The organism is Pseudenemella bisphenolivorans, assembly GCF_051133435.1.
Taxonomy (GTDB): Bacteria; Actinomycetota; Actinomycetes; order Propionibacteriales; family Propionibacteriaceae; genus JAAYAO01.
In genome coordinates, this window is record NZ_JBPGNY010000001.1 from 288,418 (window position 1) to 311,342 (window position 22,925).

At 66.3% G+C, this 22,925-nt stretch carries 20 protein-coding genes and 1 pseudogene; 5 read left to right on the top strand and 16 right to left on the bottom strand.

Annotated features, from left to right (window positions below; genetic code table 11):
• Window positions 1–138: 138 nt before the first annotated feature.
• Window positions 139–756, top strand: a complete 618-nt coding sequence (locus ACR4XW_RS01360; RefSeq protein WP_434758713.1) for a DUF4126 domain-containing protein — start codon at window positions 139–141, stop codon at window positions 754–756.
• Window positions 749–2,077, top strand: a complete 1,329-nt coding sequence (locus tag ACR4XW_RS01365) for an FAD-dependent oxidoreductase (protein WP_434758714.1) — start codon at window positions 749–751, stop codon at window positions 2,075–2,077. The genes ACR4XW_RS01360 and ACR4XW_RS01365 overlap by 8 nt, the downstream gene beginning before the upstream one ends.
• A 64-nt stretch (window positions 2,078–2,141) precedes the next feature.
• On the opposite strand, the gene ACR4XW_RS01370 is transcribed toward ACR4XW_RS01365, so the two are convergent.
• From ACR4XW_RS01370 to ACR4XW_RS01390, 5 genes and pseudogenes are all read right to left on the bottom strand, one after another.
• A complete protein-coding gene (locus ACR4XW_RS01370) occupies window positions 2,142–2,999 on the bottom strand; it encodes an anchored repeat-type ABC transporter permease subunit (protein WP_434758715.1) in 858 nt (285 codons plus the stop codon).
• Window positions 2,993–3,742: an anchored repeat-type ABC transporter ATP-binding subunit gene (locus ACR4XW_RS01375; protein WP_434758716.1), complete on the bottom strand. Its 750-nt coding sequence runs from the start codon at window positions 3,740–3,742 to the stop codon at window positions 2,993–2,995. Before ACR4XW_RS01375 ends, ACR4XW_RS01370 begins: the two co-directional genes overlap by 7 nt.
• Window positions 3,735–4,697: a choice-of-anchor M domain-containing protein gene (locus ACR4XW_RS01380; RefSeq protein WP_434758717.1), complete on the bottom strand. Its 963-nt coding sequence runs from the start codon at window positions 4,695–4,697 to the stop codon at window positions 3,735–3,737. The genes ACR4XW_RS01375 and ACR4XW_RS01380 overlap by 8 nt, the downstream gene beginning before the upstream one ends.
• Complete coding sequence (locus ACR4XW_RS01385) at window positions 4,694–6,289, bottom strand: anchored repeat ABC transporter, substrate-binding protein (RefSeq protein ID WP_434758718.1); 1,596 nt, start codon at window positions 6,287–6,289, stop codon at window positions 4,694–4,696. Before ACR4XW_RS01385 ends, ACR4XW_RS01380 begins: the two co-directional genes overlap by 4 nt.
• Window positions 6,286–8,097, bottom strand: a pseudogene (locus ACR4XW_RS01390) (choice-of-anchor M domain-containing protein); the annotation flags it as partial. The gene ACR4XW_RS01385 and the pseudogene ACR4XW_RS01390, both read right to left, overlap by 4 nt.
• Before the next feature lie 395 nt (window positions 8,098–8,492).
• On the opposite strand from ACR4XW_RS01390, the gene ACR4XW_RS01395 reads away from it, so the two are divergent.
• Entirely contained in the window at window positions 8,493–10,721 is a 2,229-nt protein-coding gene (locus ACR4XW_RS01395; RefSeq protein WP_434758719.1) for a HelD family protein, read from the top strand.
• 60 nt (window positions 10,722–10,781) lie between these two features.
• Here ACR4XW_RS01395 and metF read toward each other — a convergent pair whose 3' ends face one another.
• Window positions 10,782–11,666 carry a methylenetetrahydrofolate reductase [NAD(P)H] gene (metF, locus tag ACR4XW_RS01400; RefSeq protein ID WP_434758720.1) on the bottom strand — a complete coding sequence of 295 codons (885 nt, stop codon included), beginning with the start codon at window positions 11,664–11,666 and terminating at the stop codon, window positions 10,782–10,784.
• Window positions 11,667–11,782: 116 nt separating this feature from the next.
• Here metF and ACR4XW_RS01405 point away from each other — a divergent pair, with 116 nt between their 5' ends.
• On the top strand, window positions 11,783–12,892 hold the full coding sequence (locus ACR4XW_RS01405) for a polyprenyl synthetase family protein (RefSeq protein ID WP_434759388.1): 1,110 nt from the start codon (window positions 11,783–11,785) through the stop codon (window positions 12,890–12,892).
• 28 nt (window positions 12,893–12,920) lie between these two features.
• Here ACR4XW_RS01405 and ACR4XW_RS01410 read toward each other — a convergent pair whose 3' ends face one another.
• The 9 genes from ACR4XW_RS01410 to ACR4XW_RS01450 form a co-directional block, all read right to left on the bottom strand.
• Window positions 12,921–14,135: a phosphopentomutase gene (locus tag ACR4XW_RS01410; RefSeq protein ID WP_434758721.1), complete on the bottom strand. Its 1,215-nt coding sequence runs from the start codon at window positions 14,133–14,135 to the stop codon at window positions 12,921–12,923.
• Between the two features lie 4 nt (window positions 14,136–14,139).
• Window positions 14,140–15,288, bottom strand: coding sequence for an alanine racemase (locus tag ACR4XW_RS01415; protein WP_434758722.1), 1,149 nt, complete (start codon window positions 15,286–15,288; stop codon window positions 14,140–14,142).
• The gene (locus ACR4XW_RS01420; protein ID WP_434758723.1) at window positions 15,278–16,381 is read right to left on the bottom strand and encodes an aminotransferase class V-fold PLP-dependent enzyme; all 1,104 of its coding nucleotides are present in this window, start codon (window positions 16,379–16,381) and stop codon (window positions 15,278–15,280) included. The genes ACR4XW_RS01415 and ACR4XW_RS01420 overlap by 11 nt, the downstream gene beginning before the upstream one ends.
• A gap of 4 nt (window positions 16,382–16,385) precedes the next feature.
• Window positions 16,386–17,297, bottom strand: a complete 912-nt coding sequence (locus ACR4XW_RS01425) for a phosphotriesterase family protein (RefSeq protein WP_434758724.1) — start codon at window positions 17,295–17,297, stop codon at window positions 16,386–16,388.
• A gap of 5 nt (window positions 17,298–17,302) precedes the next feature.
• The gene (locus ACR4XW_RS01430) at window positions 17,303–18,706 is read right to left on the bottom strand and encodes a YhfT family protein (protein ID WP_434758725.1); all 1,404 of its coding nucleotides are present in this window, start codon (window positions 18,704–18,706) and stop codon (window positions 17,303–17,305) included.
• A gap of 19 nt (window positions 18,707–18,725) precedes the next feature.
• Entirely contained in the window at window positions 18,726–19,082 is a 357-nt protein-coding gene (locus ACR4XW_RS01435; protein WP_434758726.1) for a DUF2620 family protein, read from the bottom strand.
• Window positions 19,079–19,459, bottom strand: a complete 381-nt coding sequence (locus ACR4XW_RS01440; protein ID WP_434758727.1) for a hypothetical protein — start codon at window positions 19,457–19,459, stop codon at window positions 19,079–19,081. The genes ACR4XW_RS01435 and ACR4XW_RS01440 overlap by 4 nt, the downstream gene beginning before the upstream one ends.
• Window positions 19,460–19,467: 8 nt before the next feature.
• A complete protein-coding gene (locus tag ACR4XW_RS01445) occupies window positions 19,468–20,370 on the bottom strand; it encodes a YhfZ family protein (RefSeq protein ID WP_434758728.1) in 903 nt (300 codons plus the stop codon).
• A gap of 260 nt (window positions 20,371–20,630) precedes the next feature.
• Complete coding sequence (locus ACR4XW_RS01450; protein ID WP_434758729.1) at window positions 20,631–20,996, bottom strand: VOC family protein; 366 nt, start codon at window positions 20,994–20,996, stop codon at window positions 20,631–20,633.
• A gap of 94 nt (window positions 20,997–21,090) precedes the next feature.
• On the opposite strand from ACR4XW_RS01450, the gene ACR4XW_RS01455 reads away from it, so the two are divergent.
• On the top strand, window positions 21,091–22,056 hold the full coding sequence (locus tag ACR4XW_RS01455; protein WP_434758730.1) for a helix-turn-helix transcriptional regulator: 966 nt from the start codon (window positions 21,091–21,093) through the stop codon (window positions 22,054–22,056).
• Between the two features lie 56 nt (window positions 22,057–22,112).
• Here the strand turns inward: ACR4XW_RS01455 and ACR4XW_RS01460 are convergent, their stop codons facing one another.
• A complete protein-coding gene (locus ACR4XW_RS01460; protein ID WP_434758731.1) occupies window positions 22,113–22,814 on the bottom strand; it encodes a thiamine phosphate synthase in 702 nt (233 codons plus the stop codon).
• Window positions 22,815–22,925 lie beyond the last annotated feature (111 nt).

Sequence of the window (22,925 nt, forward strand, 5' to 3'; positions counted from 1 at the left end):
GAAGGTGTTTCTGCGATCGGGCTTCCCCGGCACCGAAACGAACACCTGTTCGAACAACATCAACTATAGGCTTCACCTCTGACAGTTCGTCAAGACGGCGGATCGGATCGGGACGGAATTCCTTCGAGGAGGACAGACGTGGAGCTCTTACCACTCAGCTTCGTCACCGGCTGGAGTAGCGGCCTCAACGCTTACGCCACGGTGTTGGTGCTCGGCCTGATCGAGCGCATCCACCCGATGGCAGAAATTCCCGACACCCTGGCCCGGCTCGACGTGCTGATCATCGCCGGGGTGTTGTTCGCCCTGGAGTTCTTCGCCGACAAGATTCCCTACGTCGATTCGGTGTGGGATTCGGTGTCCACCGTGATCCGGCCGATCGTCGGTGCCACGATCGGCGCCCTGATGGCCGGGGCCAGTGGTGACCTGTGGACGATCATGTTGGCCTCGGTGGGCGGTATCACCGCCCTGGTCAGCCATCTGACCAAGGCGAGTATCCGGCTGGCGGTGAACACCTCCCCCGAGCCGGTCAGCAATATCGGCACCTCGGTGGCCGAGGACACCGCGGCGATCACCGCCACGGCCCTGGCGGTGACGGTGGTCAACCCGGTGGTGGTCGCGGTCGTGGTGGCACTGCTGTTGATCGCTTCGGTGGCCCTGGCGCTGTACCTGATGGCGCGGGTGCGCCGGGGGTGGCGGGCCTTCCGCCGCTGGTGGGCGCGGAAACGCGGCACAGCCGAAACCGGTAGTGATGTCTGAGCGTCCACCCCGCCCGGAGCCGGCCGACCCGGCCCTGTTCGCCGATGCCGCCTCCCCGATCGTGGTGGTCGGCGGTTCCCTGGCCGGGATGGCGGTGGCCGCCCGGCTGGCCCACCGGGGTCACCACGTGGTGTTGCTGGAACGCAGCACCGGCCTGGGTGGCACCTGGGCGCGCACCGGTCTGCCGCCGGTGATCGAGTTGCCCGCGGTGTGGCGCGATCTGTTCACCAAATCCGGCCGGGCCCTGGACGCGACGCTGACCGGCCGGGACCTGAGTTGGACGACCGCACCACCGGCCCGGCACCGCTTCGCCGACGGCACCGAGGTGGATTGGCCGACCAACCGGGGTGACCAACGCCGGGTCGCCGAGAGCACCTGGGGCTCGGCCACCGCAGAACGCTGGGACCGGTTGCTCGACGATCTCGGGGTGATCTGGCAGCGGCTGCGCACCCTCGGCCTGGAACAGACCACCGACCCGGCGAGGTGGCGCGCCGCCGCACCCCACCTCGTCCCGCCCGGTTTCGACCGGAACGCCACGGTGGCCGATCTGGCCGACTCGCTGGGGCATCCGCACCCGGCCGCCCTACTGCACCAGGTCGCCTGGCAGCGCGGCCAGGACCCGGCCCGCCTGCCCGCCCACCACGCGGTATGGCCGGCGGTGGCGCGGATCTTCGGCCGCTGGACCCTCACCGACGCCGACGGGCAGGTACAGCCCGCCACCGTGCTGCTCGACCTGCTGACCGAACGGTTGGCCCAGCGGGGGGTGGAACTGCGTACCGAAACCGCGGTCACGAAGGTGGCCGGCACCACTGTGACCACCTCCGCCGAGGTGTTGCAGGCCCGGGCGGTGATCTGTGCGGTCACCCCCCAGCAGTGGGCCGCGCTGACCCGTCCCGGTCTGTGGCGGGTCGGTGACCGGGCCCGGCGCCGGGCGGCCGCCCTGCCCTGGGCGGTCGCGCCGCTGAGCGAGCACACCGCACCGCCCCCCGACACCGCTGCGTTGGAAACCGTCGACCATGCCCGCCGGGCGATCGGCTGGTCGGCCCCCGTCCCGATCACCCACGTTTGGGGCACCGGCCGTCCCGACCCGGCCGCCGGACCGGCCTGGACCTCGGCGCGTACCTGGGCGGCACTCTCCGGCCCCCGGATCGGATCGCACTATGCGGTCGGCCCGCACACCCGCTCCGGTACCGGGGTGGTCGGCGAGCTGTTCTCCGCCGCCCTGGCCGCCTATGCGGTGCACGCCGACCTGACCGGTGAGGACATCCACCCCAGCAACCGGCAGCAACCACCCCGGCTGCGCCGCCGCCCGGGTCGGTGACCCACCCGATCATTACCCGGGCGCAGCTCCGGCAACTGTTGGCCGGGTGAACCCCCGGGTCGGGTCAGACCGCAACCGCCGGACGGCGCAGCACGCCGTGCCGGGGCCCGAAGGCCCAGGCCAGCAGAAACGCGATCGTGCACACCAACACGATCGTGCCGCCGGTCGGCACGTCCAACGACCACGACAAGTACAGCCCGACGAAAGCGCTGCCCGCCCCGATCGTCGCTGCGGCCAGCATCATCGGCACCAGCCGGTCGGTCAGCATCCGCGCCGCCGCGGCCGGTGTCACCAACAGCGCCAGCACCAGAATGTTGCCGATCGTGCGGATGCTCATCACCACGGCCAGCGTGACCAGCACATACAACACCACGTCGAGCAGCAGCACCGGCAGCCGTGACGCGCGAGCGTACTCGCGGTCCAACCCGACGGCCACGAATTCCTTGTGCAGAACCGCCGCGATCACCAACACCAGCACCGTCATGGCCAACGAGAACAGCACTGCATCATCGGGAATGCCGGTGATCGAACCGAACAGGAACGAGGTCAATGACCCCGCGTAGGCCGGGGACATCGAGATCACCACGATGCCGAGGGCGAAGGCGGCGACGAAGAAGACCCCGATCACCGAATCGGCCCCCAACCGCCGGGTCTGGGAGAACAATGCGATCAACACCGCGGTGACCACTCCGGCCACCACTCCCCCGGCCACCAGGGACCCCTGCAACACGAACGCCACGGCGATACCCGGAAACACCGAGTGGGCCACCGCGTCGCCGATGAAGGTCATCCCGCGCAGCACCACATGGGAACCGATCACCCCGCACACGATCGCGGCCAACACCGACACGATCAGCGCCTTCGGCAGAAAGGTCAGCATCGGGTTGGTCAGATCCGCCAGAAAATCGAGAGGCGTCAACATGCGGCCTCCAACCGCTGGGGCACCAACCCCAACTGCCGTAGCAGCGGCGAATGCTCGGACACCTCGAAGGTGTCCATCCACAGTTGCCGGTTCCGCAGGTCGTCCGGATGCCCGGTACCGATCACCGTGCGGTTCAGCAAAGTGAGTTCGTGGCAGGCAACCAGGGCGTGCGAGAGGTCGTGGGTTGACATCAACAACGTCGACCCGTCGGCTGCCAGCTCGGCGAACAAGTCGGTCAACAGCTCCTGGGTGGGCATATCCAAACCGGTGAACGGCTCATCCAACAACAACAGGTGCGGACGGCGAACCAGGGCACGCGCGATCATCACCCGTTGCCGCTGCCCACCGGACAACTCCGAGATCGGACGGCGGCGCAGATCGGTCATCCGCACCCGTTCGAGCGCCTCGGCCACGGCCTGCACGTGCTCGCGTCGCGGCCCGCGCAGTCGGCCCAGTTGCCGGGTCAGGCCGGTCATCACGACCTGTTGGACGTTGATCGGAAAATCCCACATCACGTCCTGCCGTTGCGGCACATAGCCCACCCCGCCGGGGGTGTCGATGCGGCCGGCAGCCACCGGTATCAGCCGCATGATCGCCCGAAAGAGGGTGGTCTTACCGGCCCCATTGGGCCCCAACAAGCCATGCACACCACCTCGGGCGACCCGCAGGTTCACCTGGCGCAACACTTCACGTCCACCGAGCAGCACCCGCAGGCCGTCGATGTGCAAGGTGTGGTCACTCATCGCCGAACACCTCTTCCTCGACCCGTCGTCGTCGACGCGCCAACAGCACCCCGGCGCCCACCGCAACGACGGCCACCACAGTGCCGCCGCCGATCGCCCACGGCAGCCACTGCCCGGACGACTCGGACTCCGGCGCGGCAGCCGGGGTGGCCTCGGTGGACGGGGTCGACGGGGTGGACGATTCGGCCGGCAGTTCGGCCGCGAACGCGCTCTCGGGGCTGGTCGCATCACCCACCGCGAACCGCAACCAGGCCTGATCGGTGTACTGCTGTTTGTTCAGCCCCTCGGCAGTGATCTCAACCCGCACCAAGTACACCCCGGGCTTGGTGAAGATCCAGTTGGCGTGCGTGTGGGTGTTCAGATCAACCCACGCCTCGCCCGGGGAGGTGCCGTCGTACAGAACCTGTGGCGGGGCGAAGTTGCCCGGCTGCAGGAATACGGTCATTCGTCCGTCACCATCGACCGGACGGACCTCGGCGAACCGCAGGGTCACGCCCCGGTTGATCTCGGCGACGACGCGGGGGTCCTGGGTATTCCACCCCAGCCACACCACACCGCTCAGTTCGGTCTGGGGCACCACCCACACGGTGTCCCCGGGCTTGGCGCCGGTGAAGGCGTACTCGTCGGACTCGGGCAGGGCGGTCTTCGCGGTATCGGAGACCGCGAAGACGGTCTCCTCGGGCCGGCGCCATACCGGTTTGCCGCCGTTCAGCGCGGCGGTGTCGTCGCGGGCGAGCAGGGTCCACGTGCCGTCGACGAACCTCGGGCCCAGGTCAACATGGCCGGCCTCGATCACGGCCCGATCGTCGGCGATCGGTTCGTCGCTGTCGACCCGCTGTTGCAGCGCCGGGTCGTCCGAACCGAGATCGGGATCGGGGCTCGGGCTGTCCGCGAACGCCGCAACGGGCACCATCAACACCACCCCGGCCAGGGCCGTGGCAAAGAGTCGTCTCATTCGTCATCCTTGAGGTCGTTGTCGCCCAGCGGGGTGCCGCCCAGGCAACGCGCCAACGAGTCGGCATTGGCGCGCATCATGTCGGGATAGGTCGCTGTCCGAGGCGTGAAAGCGTCGCCCCAGATCCGGCACACCCGGGTGCCGGTGTGTTTGGCCGCCTCGATCAGGGCCGTCGATTGTTGGCTGGCATTCGGTTCCAGAAACACCGCCGGCAGGCCCAGGTCGGCCAGGGTGCGGCTGAGCCGGCGCCGATCGGCCAGCGACGGTTCCTGTGCCGGCGAGGGCGCCACCACGGCCGCGATGCTCAGGCCGTACCGGTGCGCCAGATAGCCGTAACCGTCATGGGTGGTGACCAGGTGCCGGTTGTTCTCCGGGATGCTCTGCACCGATCGCTCGACGTATTCATGTACCTCGTCGAGTTCGGCAATCGCCTCGGCGGCATTGGCCCGGTAGGTGCCCGCATGAGCCGGGTCGACGGCGATCAGTTGGTCGCGGATCACCTCGAGGTAAGCCTGGGCATTGCGCACGTCCTGCCACAGATGTGGGTCGATCTCGCCGTGGACGTGTTTACCCAGCACTGCCTGCGGCAGTTGGTACACGTCGCGGCCCGGACGCTCGATGAACCGGTAAGCCGGGTCGGCCGGAACCGGCATCAGGGCCTTCGGCGGTACCGAGATCACCACCCGGTCGAGGTCGACCACACCCATGCCGGGGACGCCGGAGTTCTTGTCGGCCACCTTGTCGGAGTGAATCTCGAGTCGCCCGGTGTTCAGGTTGACGGTCAGGTCGGCGTGCCCTTCGGACAGCACCACCGAGCGACCCGTGGTGCCCGGGTCGATGCCCACCGCGACGAGGAGTTCGCCGTGCTGGACATCGCGGGGCCGGGCGGCCGGGTCGGGACGGTACTGCGCCCGGAACTTGAGCCGATACAGCCCCGGTTCGGTGAATGCCCAACTCATGTGGGTATGCGCGTCCAACGGCAGGGACGTCGAGTCCTCGGCGAAATCGCGCCCCGCATCGAAACCGTCGGCGGAGTTGAACACCGAGTCGGGCCGTCCGAAGGTGCCGGTGACGAACCCGTGGGCACCCCCGGGGCCGGACGCGTCGACCATGGCCACCTCGACCGCCGCGGCACGGGTCGCCCCGGGTTTCTTGCCGGCCACCCGCAACCCCAGCCACACCGTGTCCAGGGAGTGGTTCTCGACCAACGGAATGATCTCGGCCGAGTACCCGGAGGCTTCCTCGGCCAACGCGACATGGCGGGCCCCGTCGGGCAGGTTGGCGTCGATGGCCCGAATCAGCGACTGTTCCTCGAGCATCAGGTAGTTCGAGAAGGCCAGCCGGGCATGCACGATATCGCGCACATCACGCAGCGTCGGTTCGTAGGTGTGCGGGTCGGCCCCCGGCGGTACGAGCCCGACCACATGGGCGGCATCGCCGGCCACCCGACGGGTCAGGTCCGCCACGATCCCGGTGGTGGCCACCACGGTGACCCGGTCGTCGGTGGCGGCGGGGGTACTGCGTCCGGGCAGCACGATGGTGGCGGCCAGCGCGAGGCCGACCGCCACCACCTTGATCGGAACTCGGCTCACGCGCCGGACCGACGCAGTGCGGCCGCCCCGAAGGCGACGACGGCCAGGGCCGCCAGAGCCGCACCCGAACCACCGGTTGCTTCGCTGCCGGTCATGGCGCCGGTATCAGCACCGGTACGGGGCAGCCCCTTGGGCGGGGTGCAGGGCTGACCATCGGGGTATTGCCACTTCTTCTCGATGACCATCTGCTTGCCACCGACGGTGGTGATCTTCGGCTTGGCAGCTGCGGGAGCATCGGCTGCGGGCGCATCCTTGGCTCCGGCCGCACCGGGAGTGTAGGTGAACCACTTCTCGCCGACGATCTGGCCGAGGCTGCCCGAGGTGAAGACGCCCACCTTGCCCGGCCCGGTTGCCGACTCCAGGGTGAAAGTCACCTCACCGGTGCTTCCGGCCAGCAACGACTCATGCTGAGTGTTGGCACCCAGCCACGGCACGCCGTTGACCTGCGCCGAGGCGATCATCCACACCTGCGACCCGGCCGGGGCCAGGAACTCCAGACCTGCGGGGATGGTGGTTTTGGCCGTGTCCCCCAAGGCGAAGGTGAGCGAGTTCGGCTCGACCCACGTCGCGGGTGACTGCCGGTCGTCCTTGATCTTGGCCGCCAGCTTGCCGTCCACGATCTGGGCACCGAAGTCGAAGTGTCCGTTGTTCGCTCCGGAAGCTCCCGGCCCGACCTGGAAGATCAAGGTTCCGGTGGCCGACAGGGCTTCGCCCGACTTCGACTTCGTCGTTTGCCGCACGGTCAGCGTGTAGGTGCCCGGTTTGGTGAAGACCCAGTTCGGGTGGACGTGGGTGTTGGCGGGCACGGTGTGGCTGCCCTCGGTGGCGCCGGCACTCGGCGCTGTACCTTCCTTCGGTGCCGCGCCTTCCTTCGGTGCTGTGCCTTCCTTCGGTGCCGCGCCGGAGCCGGAGGCGTCGCGGGGTTGCTCGCCGGCAGCCTTGATCTCCTCCGGCGTGGCCGGACGCTTCACCTCGACCGGCTTGCACACCCGGGCAGCAGCCGGCGGCGCCGGGGTACCCGGCTCACCGAGCGGAGCAGGTGCCGATGAACTCGGTACGGGGTCGGGGGTGGGGTCCGGGTTCTGCGTCGGCTCCGGCGTGGGATCCGGGGCCTGTGTGGGATCCGACGTGGGCTCCGGATCCGAAGTCGGCGTGGGCTCCGGGTCCGCAGTCGGGGTGGGATCCGGCGTGGGGTCCGGGGTCGGATCCGGGGTGGGGTCCGGGGTCGGCTCCGGAGCCGGATCCGCAGCGGGCTCATACCCCTTCCCGCGGAATTCGTCGCCCACGGTGAAGGTGTAGGTGGCATCGTTACTGCGCACTTCCTGCCCGTCCTTCACCCCTGTCGCGTGCAGGGTGATCCGGTACACGCCGGGCTGACCGAAGACCCAGTTCGCGTGGGTGTGGGCCGGAATGCTCTGGTCGCGCACGGCACCGGCGGTGAGTTGGGTGGCACCGCCTTCCAGCAAGGGCTCCGTTCCACCGAATGTTCCCTGGCCGAACAGGTGGATGGTTCCCGGTCCGGTGACCTCGGTGAAGTGGAGTTTGATACCGGGCTCGAAGCCGGAACCCTGGATGGGCAGCGTGTCCCAGCCCGGCCAGAGCAGGTCGTGATCCTGGACCAACGGAAGCACATATCCCTCGGGGCTGCCCGGAATGGTGTCGGGAAGCCCGGTCCGGAAGGCGGCGGACTTGACGTTCAGCTCGACCCGACCGGGGTCTTGCCGCACGTGGGACCCGGTGACGTCTTCCTTGAGGTCCAGGGTCAGCCCGTCATTCTCGGCGACGACGTTGAATGCATCCACATGCCCCTTGTCGATCACCAGGATGTCATTGGCATGGCCCGGAATCGGTATCGCCGCAACCGCGAGGGCGGCGGCGACGCCGACCGCGAACGCTCGCCAGCGTCCCCGGGTCTTCGTTGCTGTGCTCATCTTCAGCGCTCCAGTTCCTTATCGAGAGTCATAATCATTATCATTTAGGCCCCTGTGGAGCAACTCGACGGGCCCCCTGGACGAGCCCGGTTTCCCGGTGACCGGAGCAGGCGGGAAAACCGCTCTCGACGGGCTCGCCGGAGACCTACAACGCAGCGCGATTGCCCGGCCGGTGATGGTGTTGGCGACGATGTCCGCCCCGATCTGAAGTGCCCGGCCTCCGACAGTCGGCCGATGAGCCGCCCGTCGCCGAGTACACTGGTTCGTCTGTAATGCCAGGTCGCCGTGATCGGAGTAGTTTGCCCGCACCACCCAGCACCGGTTCCGTCGAGCGTGAACTCGCCATCGAGCAGGCTCATGTCGACGCCGTATACGCCAGACTCAACGAAGCCACTCGTGCCGCCCAGCAGGTCGCCACCGAGGGGCGCGCATTGTTCCAGTCCGACCGGGCCAACTTCGTGCGCGACGAGGACGGCACCGGCCTGCTCGAACGCGACGTCTTCGCCTTCCAGGCCGCCCGCCGACTGGCCACCCTGGACGCCGAGCACGAGGGGCTGGTCTTCGGCCGGCTCGACCGCACCGACTCCGAGGTGCGCTACATCGGCCGGATCGGGGTGCGCGACGAGGATTACGAACCGCTGGTGATCGACTGGCGGGCCCGGGCCGCCGAACCCTTCTACCGGGCCACCCCGTCCGACCCGATGGAGGTGGTGCGCCGCCGGGTGCTGCGCTGCCGCGGGGAACGGGTGATCGGCATCGAGGACGACCTGCTGGACGGGTCCGGTGACCATTCCGACCTGGTGGTGGTCGGTGAGGGTGCCCTGATGGCCGCGCTGGCGCGGGCCCGGGGCCACCAGATGCGCGACATCGTCGCGACCATCCAGGCCGAACAGGACGAGGCGATCCGCGCCCCCTACCAGGGTGTGACGATCATCAACGGTGGGCCCGGCACCGGCAAGACCGTGGTGGCCCTGCACCGGGCCGCCTACCTGCTGTACTCGCATCGCAAGCGCTTCGAGAACGGTGGGGTGCTGGTGGTCGGCCCCTCGCGCACCTTCATGAACTACATCGAGCGGGTGCTGCCCTCCCTGGGTGAGGATTCGGTGAACCTGCGCTCCATCGGCCAGGTGCCCAGCGATGTGATCACCCTGGAGGGGGAACGTCTCGACGACCCCCCGGTCGGCACCATCAAGGGCAGCCTGCGGATGGTGACCGTGTTGCGCAAGCTGGCCGCTCTACCGATGTCGCCCGGCACCGAACTGCGGGTCAGCGTGAAGGGCCTGGTGCTCACCCTGCGCAGCGACGAGCTGGAGCGGATCCGCAGCGCGGTGTGGCGGGTACACCGTCCCAACGGTGCCCGGGAACAGGCCGAACGCGCCCTGTTGGACGCGCTGTGGGAGCAGGCGGACGAGACCGGGGACCTGCAGGTCGACGACCGCGATCAGTTCGACGATCTGATCACCGATCAGGCCGCCTTCCGGATGTTCTGCAATGCCTGGTGGCCGGTGCTGGAGGCCCCGGCGGTGCTGGCCCGGCTGGCCGACCCGGCCGTGGTCGCCGCGGTCGGTGAGGGCACCTTGAACCGTCGCGACCAGTTGTTGCTGGCCGAGTCCTACCGCGACCGGAGGTCCTGGTCGGTGGCCGACGCGGCCCTGCTGGACGAGTTGGTGCACATTCTCGGCCCCGTCCCGCCCCCCGATGACGAGGGGGTGCTGCCGGTGTTCCTGCCGGACGGTTCGGAGGTCACCGAGGTGGTCACCACCGCCGACCGGTTGCGCAACCAGACCGATCACGAGCAGACCGGCGAACCGCACAGCACCTACGCCCACGTGTTGGTCGACGAGGCCCAGGACATCACCCCGATGCAGTGGCGGATGCTGCGCCGACGCGGGCCACAGGCATCCTGGACGATCGTCGGTGACCCGGCCCAGTCGTCCTGGCCCGACCCGGACGAAACCCAACGCGCGATCCAGGAGCTGATCGGCACCGCCCCGACCCGGCGCTTCCGGATGAGCACCAACTACCGTTCCCCGGCCGAGGTCTTCGATCTGGCCGCGACCGTGGTGACCGCGGCGTGGCCGGAGGCCGACCTGCCGCGAGCGGTGCGTTCCACCGGGGTGGAACCGTTGCTGCTCACCAGCACCCCCGAACGGGCCGACCGCACCGTGATCGAGTCGGTGAAGGAACTGGCCGCCGAGGTCGAGGGCACGATCGGGGTGATCGGCCCCTCGGCCCGCCTCGGGGCGATCGAGGCCCTGATCACCCACGACTCCGGTTTGGACGCGATCCGCGACCGGCTGGTGGTGATCACCCCGCTGGAGGCCAAGGGTCTGGAGTACGACGCGGTGGTGGTGGTCGACCCCGACGCGATCGTCGCCGAGTTCCCCGGCGGGGTGCGGATTCTCTACGTGGCGCTGACCCGTCCGACCCAGCAGTTGGTGGTGCTCGACGTCAACCCGAAGGCGCTGCCCGGTAAGTGGCGCGCCCCGCTGAACGCCTGAGACACGGCACGCGACACGGCCCCGTTGGGGCGCACTGCCAGCGCGGCCCCCAGTTGGAGCTCAGCGCGAACGCAGCCGCCGGTGGATCCGCATCGTGGCCCGGGAGCGGTTCTGGGTGAAGAAGTGCAGGCCGGGGGCTCCCCCGTCGAGCAGTTCCTGGGACAGTTCGGTACCGATGTCGACCCCGACCTGCCGCACCGCCTCGGGGTCGTCGGCCACCGCACGCAACCGGCGCACCACCGCATCGGGCAGGGCCGCGCCGGACAGTTCGGCGAAGCGTTCGATCTGGGAGATCGTGGTCACCGGCATGATGCCGGGAATGATCGGAATATCGCAGCCCAGGGCCCGCACCCGGTCAACCAGTTCAAAGTAGGTGTGCGCCTCGAAGAACAACTGGGTGATCGCGAACGACGCCCCGGCCTCGACCTTGTCGACCAGGATTCGGGCGTCCAGATCGAGATCCATCTTGTCGGGGTGGGGATCGCAGAAGGCGGCCACACCGACACAGAAGTCCCCCACCTCGCGCACCAGCCGCACCAACTCGGTGGCATTGGCCAGTCCCTCGGGATGCTGCTGCCAGGGAGCGGTCGGCCCACCGGGCGGGTCACCGCGCACCGCCAGGATGTGGGTCAGCCCGGCTGCGGCATAGGCCTCGATCACCTCGATCAGTTGCCGACGCGACTGGCTGACACAGGTCAGGTGTGCCATCACCCGGTGCTGGGTGTGGGCCAGCTTCTCGGTGATCTCGATGGTGCGTTCCCGGGTCGACCCGCTGGCCCCGTAGGTCACCGACACGAAATCGGGCTGTACATCGGCCAGTTCGTCCATGGTGCGGAACAGCAACTCGGCCGCCTCGGCGTCCTTGGGCGGGAAGAACTCGAAGGAATACAGCGGTCGATCGGCCGTGGCGAGCAGCTCGGCGATCGTGGCGGTCGGGTCGGACATGGCGGCCACCCTAGGGGTTCGGATACCACCGCAGCATCCGCTGCCACCACGTGAACAACCTTGACCGGACGCCCGGGCGGGGTTGCGGTGCTGCTGGGTAGGCTCCAGGGGTGCCCATCGAACTACACCTCGACCCCCGTCAGCCCCTGTCCGAGGACTTCCGTCGCGCGGTCGGGGAGGCGATCGACGAGTTCATCGCCGCCCGCCGCCCCGAGTTGGCCGCGATCGGCCCCGAGGTGGCGGCCCTGGCCGACCGGGCCTCGGAGTTCACCGCCGGGGGCAAGCGGGTGCGTCCGGCCTTCTGTGTCTGGGGAAATGTCGCGGTGCGCGGTGTCCCGGCCGATCCGTCCGCGCTGCTGTGGGCGGCGGCCAGTCTGGACGTGCTGCACGTCAGCGCCCTGGTGCACGACGATGTGATGGACGCCTCCGACACCCGCCGTGGGGTGCCGGCCGCGCACCGGCAGTTCGAGGCGCTGCACCGGGATTCGGACTGGCTGGGGGAACCGCTCACCTTCGGCCGGGCCGGGGCGATTCTGCTCGGTGATCTGCTGACCATGTGGTCGGTACAGATGGTCGACCAGAGCCCGCTGCGCGGGGGGCTGTCGGTGTCCGATCTGGCCCGGGCGCTGCCGTTCATCGAGTCGATGCGTACCGAGGTGACCGCCGGACAGTTCCTGGACATCGTGGCCCAGGCCCAACCCTTCGGTGACCCCGACCGGGCGAAGGATGAGGCGCACCGGGTGGTGGAGTACAAGACCGCCCGCTACACCGTGCAGCGTCCCCTGCAGTTCGGTGCCGCCCTGGCCGACGGTGACGAGGCCCAACTGACCGCGCTGGCGGCCTACGGCTCACCGCTGGGCCGGGCCTTCCAGTTCCGCGACGACGTGATGGGAATCTTCGGCGACAGCGCGGTGACCGGCAAGCCGGCCGGGGACGATCTGCGCGAGGGCAAACGCACCCTGTTGTTGGCCCACGCCTTCGCCGGCACCACCGAGGCCGGCGCCCGGCGGTTGACCGAACTGGTCGGCAATCCGGCCCTGGCCGGGGACGAACTGGCCGAAGCCCGCGACATCATCGCCGGCTCGGGGGCGCGCGAACAGGTCGAGCAGATGATCGAGGACTGCCTGGCCGAGGCACTCAATGCCCTCGACACCGCGGAATTCTCCGAGGTGGGCCGTGAAGGTCTGACCGCCTTGGCCCACGCCGCGGTGAACCGCAGCCACTGAACCAGCGCTCTTCGCAGTAAGGACGCGCTCAGATGAGCTTGACCGGCTGTCCGTGCACCAGTTCGTCCACGTCCAGACCCAACGCAACGCATGCTCCCCCGGCGATGTCAGCGAGCGTGGCCAGATCTACGTCCAAGCTGTGTCCACGGCCGGTGGATGCCGCAAGCACAGGCACATACTCGCGCGTGTGAAAAGCATGCTCAATGCAGGGGTCGTTCCCGTGGTCAGCAGTCACGACGAGCCCCGCGTCCCCAAGCCCGGGGAGCCATTCACCAACAGCGGCGTCCACCTGTTCGATCAGGGACACATAACGCCCAACATCTTGCTGATGGCCGGCCAAATCGGTCTGCTGGACGTTGACCACGCTCAGTCCTGGTTCGCCGATCAGGTCGGTGGTGATGTCCAGCAGCTTTTCTGTTTCCACTCCGGGGAAGCGCCTCACCTCAGACTCTGTGATCAGGATGTCGGAGGCTTTCCCCACGAGGGTCACCGGCAATCCTGCCCGTGCCGCCACCTCGGGCAGTTGGTGACGATAGTCGATCTCGGCACCCAGATGGTTCACCTTCAAACCACCCTTGGTGTAGAAACCGGAAGCAGGCGTGTCCAGTCCCACCGTGCCGACTTCACCTTCGCGCACCGACTCGATCAACGCGTTGTCCGAGTAGCCACCCACGGCAATAACCCGGGCCACCGGGGCGATCGACCTGACGAGTCGCGCGATTCCTTCGATCTGGCCCCACTCGAATTCCGATAGCCGACCCGAGACATTCCAGTTCAGACGCGGGTCCGCTTCCAGATTGTCATGAACAAGCACACCGCCGTCGACAATCAGCATCCGATTTCCGCAAGCAAGGTCGACGCGATGCCCGGCTCGTAATAGCACCGCTGACAGCTGATCCACGTAGTCCCCCACAGCCGCCAAAGTCACTTGGGACATGTCAGCACCCATCATGGTTTGATGCCCGGCGAAGGAGTCCGCGCCGGGATATCCCAAGGCTGCTCGACGGAATGTGGTGGCGGCCGTGATCGAAGTAGTTGCGAGTTCGAGATCCGGCCGCAGATCACTCAATCCGAGCGCAGCCAGGTGTGGAATGTGCAACTGTTGACCGCGCTCGCTTCGAGACCAGGCAACAAGCGACCCCAAGGTGTCGGCTCGGGCATCTTCCGGACGCAGTTCTCCGGCATCCGGCATCGCACCGATACCAAACCCATCAATGACCAGGACCACCAGTCCGTTCAGCATCCGCTCACCTTCCCGACTCGACTACACGACCTTGACCGTCGAACAGGCCGAGCACCTCCGGGTGTCCTGTTGAGATTCCGGAGACAACCGCCACCAATGACCGCACCACAAAGAGCTGAGTTCGAAATGCCATCACTGCCGTGGACCCGACCGTTGGACTTGTCCCTGGGCAATCGAACCTGCGGTAGTAGTCGATGTTCTCCGCGGAGCCCTTGTGCAGGCGCACCAGTTTGCGCTCGGCCTTGTCCACGATCAGAGCTTTCTCGGCATGACCGCGCGGATAGAATCCCCCGCCGAAAACCGCTGCCACTGGCGAACCCAGGGCGACCTCGGACACATACACAATGGCCGGCTGCTCGGGCAGTTCGTAGTTCACAGCATGCTCAGGTGTTGTGCCGGTCAAGGCATGACCGGGTTCGCCGACAGTTGCCCCCAGGGAGGACAACAACTCCAACGACCCGGCGCTGGTGTGACTGGGAAGGTTGATCACCGGGTCCTCAAGCACACTGGCAGCGCGTAGCACTCTGTCTGCGGTGGCCGTTGCTCGGGGAACACCACTCGCATCGTCGAAAAGCACACACGGAAAACCCGTCACGCCCGCAATTCGAATGCCTGGCAGGCCGAGATCCCGCATTCGTTCCACGTCTTCCGGATCGAATCCGCCGTCCTGACCCGGATACAGGTCTTCGGCAGCAGCAGTGACCCGCAACAGCACGTTCTGGGTGATACCAACCTGCACCGCAGCGTCCGACACAGCGCGCAGGTTCTGCTCATCGATGACCGTCACATGTGCCGGGCGATGCGCCAGCACGGTCGGCAATTGGCGAACCGGGATCTGCACAAGATGTCCCACGTTCGCCAGTTGGACGCCGGCGGCCAGGATCGGAGCAATTTCACGGGTATCGATCACCGCCGCCCTGGGAATGGCCGCGCCGATGGCAGCGTAGACGAGTGGGTTGCGACCGAACTGTTTCCCGACCTGCCACAGCTCAACTCCATACCGCTTTCCGGCTTCGGCGATGCTGCGCGCATTCACTGTAATGGCATCCAGATCGAGTAGATACGTGTCCGGCGGTATCTGTCCGCCGGCGTGGAGTTCAACCGCGGTATCGACCAACGCCGGATTGCGCTGGAGCGTCACATCAAGGAACATCGATTTCCCCCTCTGCCCGTTGCAGGATGCGCACACACAACTCGGCGTCGGCACGCATGGGATTGATCCGCAAGGTGCGATCACGCAGTTCCGGGTGTGTCTCCAAGTTGCTGCCGGACAGTCGGTAGACCATCGGCAGAATTTCGTACCGCGAGTTCGAACCAACCGGATGAGTGGCCGCACCACAGCGCGCAGCTGCTCGCATCAGATCTGGCGCAACCGGGCGATCCAACAACGCGATCACACACAGATCTTGAGCATTGGCCAGTTGTGCTTCGACGATTCCCGGCACCTCCCCCGCAGCGAGTCGCTGGGCGAGTTCCACACTCGCCTGGGCTTGCAGAGCCCAGTTCACCGGCACCATCACGAGCTGCTGTAGGGCCATCAGCGCCTGGTGGCCCTGCACCTGCCCTCCCCCGGAATAGTTGGCCCGATGGGCACGCTCAATGACGTCCGCGTCGCCGACCACTACCCCGACACCTTCGGGGCCGTGCAGCTTGAACAGCGAGAACGCCGATGCCGAGGCGCCGAGTTGCGAACCCATCAGCGGAGTTCGATAGACCGCGTAGTTGTCATCGACGATGGTCCGCACCCCCGCAGCCCGAGCTGCCGCAATCACGTCAGCCGGGGAGTAGGAGTCAGTCAGCCGTTGCCGAGTGTGCTGGAGATACAACCACTGGACGTTGCCGCCGGCCAGTTCTCGGGCCAGGGCCTCGGCGTCGTTGAAGTCGACTCTGACCGGTTGGATCGCGGTGTCGTGGAAGGTTGTAGCGGTGGTCGCGTAATCGGCTGCGTCATGAACAATGGGTCGTCGGTCTCCCTCCGACAGCGGCCCGGCCGAGAGCGCGGTCCGGATCGCACCGGTGCCGGCTCCCTGCACCAAGCAGGCTGCCTCGGCATCGAATGCCATCGCCAATGCGGCTTCAACTCGTGCCGTTGTGTCCGGCCGGCCCAGCGGTGGGTTGACCCCCACGTCCGTACTGAAGATCGCGTTGCCGGCAAAGTGTTCACTGGCGGCTGCGACCAGCTTCCGTTGAGCCTCCCGGGCTTGGGACATCGTCGGTATCGGCAATGGCGTGGTGGGCGGAAGCATGGCGCTATACCTCCACTCCCGACAACCAGCGCAACGGATTACGCCGATAGAGCAGATCCAGTGTGTCGGCATCGACACCCCGCGAACGGAGTTGGGCCTTGAACGCTTGCAATACGTGGCCATACCCGTGTGCGCCATTCGCGGTCAGGTATCCGAACCGAGAGATGTCGTTGCTGAGCAAGACACGATCGGCATACCCCGCGTCCATCAGCGTGATGATTCGGCTCAGTCTGGCTTCATCACTTTCGTAAGAGGCTTTCCCGATGGTGTCGAATGCGACGTAGGCACCTTCACGTGCAATGGACACATGCTGATCGGAGCCGGCCCACAGGTCCTGATGCCCAATCGCGACGCGTGCCGGGTCGACGCCTTCGGATAAGAGCAGTTCAAGTTGCCCCAGGCCACCTCGTCCAAGATGTGCGTGCGTAGCAAGCGGGGTCCCAGTCCGAGCGGATGCTCTGGCCGAGGCACGCAGGCTGATCTCCTCTGCCGGCGAAGGCGCGTCACCATGTGAACCGACCTCACCGATCACGCCTGTCCGGATACCAGTGTCATCCACACCTTCAGTGATCTCGGCCAAAATCCTCTGTTCGACCGACTCCACGGAACTGATCTCGCCCACGGGGTGGAAGCGTTCGTAGTAGTAGCCCGTGCCCGCCACGACGGGCACTCCGGTGGCTTCGGAGATGCGTCGGAGTGCCACGACGTCTCGCCCCATCCCACGACAGGACAACTCGACGACCAGACCCAAACCGGTTTGTCGTGCCACGTCGGCCAACTCGGGCTGGACTTGTGCGGCGTCGAGGAAGCCCACCGAATCCGTGTCGGTGCGCAAGTCGACCACGAGATGCTCATGGGCAAGCACCGGCCCGGTTACTGTCCGAGGGTCGAGCTCCCCAGTTACGGTTTGCAACATTGTTGTCATCCTCCGATGGGCGCGAAGAGCCCCAGTGGCACGAGCAGGTTCAGCAAGATGCCACCCACAATGACCGCTGTCGGTCCTGCAGCCATTCGGACGATCGGCCTACCCAGCGCCTCATTGAGGAGGTAGAGGCCGCCCACGATGGCCATCGCGATGCCGCCGCCCATCGCATTGGCCGCCATGATCGAGCCGACCAGAATCGCCAAGCTCAGTGACTCGGTGATGGCATTACGGATGTGGTCGGCAGAGTCCCGAATTGAGGGCCAGCGCTGGAGCCAACTGCCGAGCGCGGATAGGGCGAAGACTTCCACTGCCATGATCGCTGCGCCGGCCACGAAGGCGATACCGAGCGCCAACGGCCAGTTTTCGATCCCGGAACCGATGAGGTAGCCGGCGGAGTAGACGAACGTGAAACCGGCCATTGCATAGGCGCCGGACGCCAGGGCCGTGGTGGCAATGAGTGGAATGAACCCGAACGCTCGCGGCAAGTCGATCTGCGCTGCTTCGGCGAACTTGCCGTCAGCGACCATGAAGCTGGTTGCCTCCCCACCAGCGAAGATCCCCGATGCGGCCAACATCGCGACTGCCCCACCGAGAATCGCGAACCACACCACGTTCTTGCGCAGCCGCGCTGCGTTCGGACCAAAGAGCTGGTCAACCACTTCTGCTTCGGCCCGCTTGGACTCGGCGATTTGTTCTTGCTCTTCGGCAGAAAGCTTCGCGTGTTCGAGTTTCTCGGACTTCTTGGCTGCCAAGTCTCTTGCCAACGCGAACGCAACGAGCATGATGACACCGACGGCCATCGCGATCGCGCCGCCGAACACATCGGGCCAGACCTTGGCCATGACCAGCACAGTCACGACCTCCAACACGAACGTGACGACACCCTTCAACCTGCCGAACTGGCGCGCGACGGCGATCACGGGGAAGATGGCGAACAGCCACAGGATGGGACCTGAAATCTGTTGCAAGGCGGTGACGAAGTCGACCGGCAACTGATGAGCCAAGTTGTTGGCAGCGGCGAGACCGTAGGCACATACGGCTCCCCATGCGCCACCCGCGATCAGAGCTGCCCACCACCAAGGAGCGAGCAGACCCAGGATCTCCACCGGCAGGAAGATCAGCCAAGGGTTCAGCACACCCGTTGACAGGGCCATCGGGGCGCCGAGGCCGAAAATGAAGCCGGCACTCAGACCGAACACGATGGTCGCCGTAGCACCTCGCGAAGACCGCCCCTGGATGAAATCCAGCATGAAGGGACGGGCACCGTCGTTGAACACGGCAAGCGCCTTATGTGCGATGAGGGCGGCAAAAGCCGAGACCGCAATGACGAGAAACGATTGCCACGTCGCGAAGTGGATACCCACCTCAGGCGTGGTTTCCAGAACTACTGAGTGAAGCATGGGGCCATACCTTTCTGGTTCATGCCCGAGAAGATGCGATCTCGGACCAGAGCACCGGGACGACGTCCTGGATCTGGTCCATGGCGAAGCCGAAAGCGACCTTGCCGCTGGCAACTTCCTTGGCGATCACCTCACGGGGCGGCACGGTGCGCCCGAAAGTGTGAGTCTTGGCTCCCCCGAGGAGCCCGAGGAGGACACCGAGGCTTGCGCCGGCCCCGGTGTGACAGGTACCGAAGTAGTAGTCGATAGCACCGGAGCGAAGTTTCATCGCGGCATCCATGTCGGTGCCAATGATGACTTCGTCGTCGGGGCCAACCAGCTTCTTCAGCGCATCGGCAACTTCTGCCTTGGCAACGCCACCAGTCATGATTTTCATCGGTTCTCCTTACGGTGTGCGACATACAAGGTCGCGAGGTGGATGGTGAGGAAGTCGATTTCTCCCTTGGGGAGGGTGAGGCCCAGTTCGGCGGCTGCCCGGTCGGCGATTGCCCGGGCCCGGGCGGGGGAACTCGGGCTGGCGGTGCGGGCTTCGGCGACGTGAGCCACGTTGGGTTCGCCCACCGATGTGTCCCCGGTCCGAACTCGCTCCAGGGCAGCCATGAGATGCGCAGCGAACATGCCGGCCGTCTGCTCGGTAACCACATACTCCGAGTCGAGCTCCGCGAGCAGCTGCGACACGAAGGCCACGATCTCGGGCGTCGCCATCCCCGTTTCGGCCGTGATTCTGAGCCTGTCTTCCAGCAGTTGGTCCATCGGGGTTCCTAATAGGTTGGGGGGCGCTTTCCAGCAAGCACCTCAGCGAATACGGTCATCGCGAGTGGCGAATCAATGGCCCGCCGAACCGGCCACGGAATCACGTTCGAGTGGTGGTGCACCAGAACGGCATTGGTGTTCCCTTCGATCTCGGGAAGCGGATAAATGTCGATGGGCACCCGCAGATGGTCGGAGACTTCATCGAGATTCCAGACAGTGGCGTCGATCAGGCCGGAGTCGAAGTGACCTGCAAGTTGGTGGTAAGAGACATCGACCAACCGCTCGTCGTCCAAGTCGGGGAAGTAGCGTGCAGTCAGGGTCACCTGGTCGGTCGATTTGGAGTCGACCCCCACTCGCAGCGTCGGATCGTGACGATCCCTGCCCCGAGTAATGATCAAGCCGTGACTGCCGACGTACGTGTTGGGCCCGAAGTCCCGGATCGTGTTGAGCTCGGAGCTTTCTGCAGCAAGGCGTGACATGAGTGCGAAGTCGGTGTGCCCATCCATGACCGAACGGGCTCGTTCCGTGGATCCACGCTGGAACATGAGCGACAGCGGGATGCCTGCGTCGGCGAAGCTCGCCTGCAGTGCCGACGCCATCGCCTCGTAGCGCAGGGAGTACGGCATCGGTGTACCGATCGATATCGAGCGTCCACCACTGGCTTCCCACAGAAGCGGGTAATCCAGTGCCTCGATGAACGTGCCCAATCGGCCACGAGGTTTCAGTTGGACTGCACCCAAATCGGTCAACTGTGTCAGCGCACCCTGAATCGTTCCGTTCGAAGCTTCCAGTTCGGCTGCAACTTGCTTCACTGCCGGCAGTCGTTCGCCGACACGCATCGTGGACAGCAAGGCAGCAAGACGGACGGCAATGCGTCCCTCTTTGGACATGAACTGCTCTTGGAGTCCCACGATCGAAAGAATATCCACTATTTCGGATATTTACAAGACCTCGACACCTGCGATGTTCAGCCGGTATGCGCCGACAGCGGAGATGCCCACCACGGGAATCGGAAGGCAGCCTGAAACGACTTTGCCCACGGGGGAGGATCCCGGTGGGGCGAAATGTGCGGCCGGGTGTGATGTGCTGAACTCCGGAACAGGCCGAAGGGCCGGCCATCGTGAGTGGCCGGCCCTTCTAGATCGAGCATGGTGGACGGGGTACGTGCAGGTCAGTCCACCGGGGAGACCCGAATGAGGTTGCCGTCGGGGTCGGCGATCACGAACGTGCGGCCGAAGACATCGTCGTGAGGCTCCTCCACGACGTGGACTCCTTTCGAGACCCAGCTCGTGAAGGTCTCATCAACTGCGGATACCGGCCCCGGCACCATGAGCCCGACCTCGCACGTGCGAGGGGTGCTCGGGTCCGCGTGCTCGCTTCGTCCTGTCCACAGCGCGAACAGAACGCCGGGGGCCACCTCGAAAGCCACGTAACGGGGACTGATGAAGGCCGGTGTGATTTCGAACAGGTCGCTGTAGAAAGCCGTGGCGTTCTCAGCATCGCGGACGTAGACCAGGAACAGGTTGGGTGCGGGCATCAAGCACTCCTCGGGTTGTTGGGTTCTCTTACCGCACCAGTTGACCGTCCAATCACGACAAGACCTGTCACCTTTTCTGCGAAAGTTGGTCAGTATGAAGGCGTCGAGACTGCTGCACCTCTTGCTGCTCCTGCAGACACGTCAGCGCATCACCACTACCGAACTCGCCGGCCGCCTGGAGGTGTCCAGGCGGACTGTGCTGCGGGATGTCGAGGCGCTGTCGACAGCAGGTGTGCCTGTATATGCCGAACGGGGACGGAGCGGTGGGATCGTCCTGCTCCCCGGTGCACGGCTCAACGCATCCCATCTGGATCCTCGGGAACTGGAAGCCCTCTCGGTTGCCGGTCTGGACGACGCACAACTTGAGAGTCTGGGACTGTCTGCGGTGCGTGAGTCGGCCGCACGCAAGATCGCTGCCCGCCAGAACGCAGCGGTCGAGTCCCCGAGCCTGCCACGCCTGTCGGACCTGGTCCTGGTGGACAGCAATGCGTGGCTCGCCGACCCGAACGCGGAAGTGGACGTAGCGGATCTGGCAGCAGTGCTGCGACACCGACGCCGGATGCGCATCCAGTACCGGCGCAGCGCCGAGGGTCGGGCCTCGGTGCTGGTCGTTGACCCGTACGGGATCGTCGCGAAATCGGGCCGCTGGTACCTCATCGCCGATCACCAGGGAGCCGGCCGGCTGTTTGCTCTGGAACGGCTCTCGGCCTACGAGACACTCGAGGCTCCGGTTGCCCTCCGTCCGGGTCAGACCCTCCGCACCATGTGGGCGGCGCTGAAGGAACGCACCGAGACGCCCGGTCGCGTCAGCGTGACCGTCCGTCTCCGAGAAAACCGCCTCGATCTGGCACGGCGCATCCTCGGCGCCCGCATCCACGAAATCTCCGACAGGGAGAACGGCTGGTGCTCGGTCGTCATCCGCTACCCCAGCATCGAGTCAGTGCGTCAGCTCCTCCAGTTCGGTGACCACATCGAGATATTGACCCCACCCACAGCCCGCGAACGCGTCAGGCTGCTCGCCAGGGATCTCGCCGACAGGCACTCGCGTCCCGCCGGATAGCGGTGGGCGACAAGCCCGCAGTCGATCGATGTCCCCGATCGATACAGCTGGTGACCTCAGTTGCGGTTACCGCCCCGGAAGAAGTACCCCTCCATCGCCGGGTCGGCGTCCCAGGCGGCGTCGATCCGCTCCCGAATCGCCCGGGCGGCGTCCTCGAAGCCGGCCGCATCGCGGATCTCGGAGCCGACCACGATCCGGCGGGCACCGGCGGCCAGAACCTGATCGACGTCCTGCAGGCTGGTGCCACCGGTGGCGAACCAGGGCTTGGTCTCCGCCGCCCCGGGGGGCGCGAGGTCGGCCATCGTCCGCACCAGGTCGGGGGCGGTGGCGGTCGGATGTTCCGGGCCGATGGTGATGAAGTCGACCAGGTCGTCGGCGATCGCGGCACGGGCCTGCTGGTCGGTGTGGGCCCCCCGGCCCACCAGAGCCCACTTGTGCAGGATCTTCTTCGCCTCGGCCGGAGTGGTGTCGTTCTCGTCCAGATGCAGCAGGTCGGCGGTGAAGGCCTCGGCCAGCCCCGGATCGTCCTGCACCACGACCAGCCCTTGGGTCCGGTAGCTCAGGGTGCGCAGCAGGGCGAGCTGTTCGAGGGCTTCCACGCGGCTGAGGTTCTCGTCGCGAAAGCCGATCATGTCGACCCCCGCACCGAAGGCGGCATCGGCGAAGGGGCCCAGATCATCGGAGGCAACCCGAGCATCGGTGATCAGGTAGAGCTTGGCGCCGTAGAGCCGCTGGCGCAATCCGAACAGAACGGTCATGGCCGCAACTTTACTGACCGGCACCGACAAGTACCGAAGACCCCAGTTCGACGCCACGCCGACCGCTAGCTCACCGGAATGCCCCAAGCCTCCCTACACTCGACAGCAGGC

Coding starts and splice junctions, on each gene's coding strand:
- ACR4XW_RS01365 (WP_434758714.1), top strand. CDS start 749: ATGTCTGAGCGTCCACCCCGCCCGGAGCCGGCCGACCCGGCCCTGTTC.
- ACR4XW_RS01370 (WP_434758715.1), bottom strand. CDS start 2,999: ATGTTGACGCCTCTCGATTTTCTGGCGGATCTGACCAACCCGATGCTG.
- ACR4XW_RS01375 (WP_434758716.1), bottom strand. CDS start 3,742: ATGAGTGACCACACCTTGCACATCGACGGCCTGCGGGTGCTGCTCGGT.
- ACR4XW_RS01380 (WP_434758717.1), bottom strand. CDS start 4,697: ATGAGACGACTCTTTGCCACGGCCCTGGCCGGGGTGGTGTTGATGGTG.
- ACR4XW_RS01395 (WP_434758719.1), top strand. CDS start 8,493: ATGCCAGGTCGCCGTGATCGGAGTAGTTTGCCCGCACCACCCAGCACC.
- metF (WP_434758720.1), bottom strand. CDS start 11,666: ATGTCCGACCCGACCGCCACGATCGCCGAGCTGCTCGCCACGGCCGAT.
- ACR4XW_RS01410 (WP_434758721.1), bottom strand. CDS start 14,135: ATGCTGAACGGACTGGTGGTCCTGGTCATTGATGGGTTTGGTATCGGT.
- ACR4XW_RS01415 (WP_434758722.1), bottom strand. CDS start 15,288: ATGTTCCTTGATGTGACGCTCCAGCGCAATCCGGCGTTGGTCGATACC.
- ACR4XW_RS01420 (WP_434758723.1), bottom strand. CDS start 16,381: ATGCTTCCGCCCACCACGCCATTGCCGATACCGACGATGTCCCAAGCC.
- ACR4XW_RS01425 (WP_434758724.1), bottom strand. CDS start 17,297: ATGTTGCAAACCGTAACTGGGGAGCTCGACCCTCGGACAGTAACCGGG.
- ACR4XW_RS01430 (WP_434758725.1), bottom strand. CDS start 18,706: ATGCTTCACTCAGTAGTTCTGGAAACCACGCCTGAGGTGGGTATCCAC.
- ACR4XW_RS01435 (WP_434758726.1), bottom strand. CDS start 19,082: ATGAAAATCATGACTGGTGGCGTTGCCAAGGCAGAAGTTGCCGATGCG.
- ACR4XW_RS01440 (WP_434758727.1), bottom strand. CDS start 19,459: ATGGACCAACTGCTGGAAGACAGGCTCAGAATCACGGCCGAAACGGGG.
- ACR4XW_RS01450 (WP_434758729.1), bottom strand. CDS start 20,996: ATGCCCGCACCCAACCTGTTCCTGGTCTACGTCCGCGATGCTGAGAAC.
- ACR4XW_RS01455 (WP_434758730.1), top strand. CDS start 21,091: ATGAAGGCGTCGAGACTGCTGCACCTCTTGCTGCTCCTGCAGACACGT.
- ACR4XW_RS01460 (WP_434758731.1), bottom strand. CDS start 22,814: ATGACCGTTCTGTTCGGATTGCGCCAGCGGCTCTACGGCGCCAAGCTC.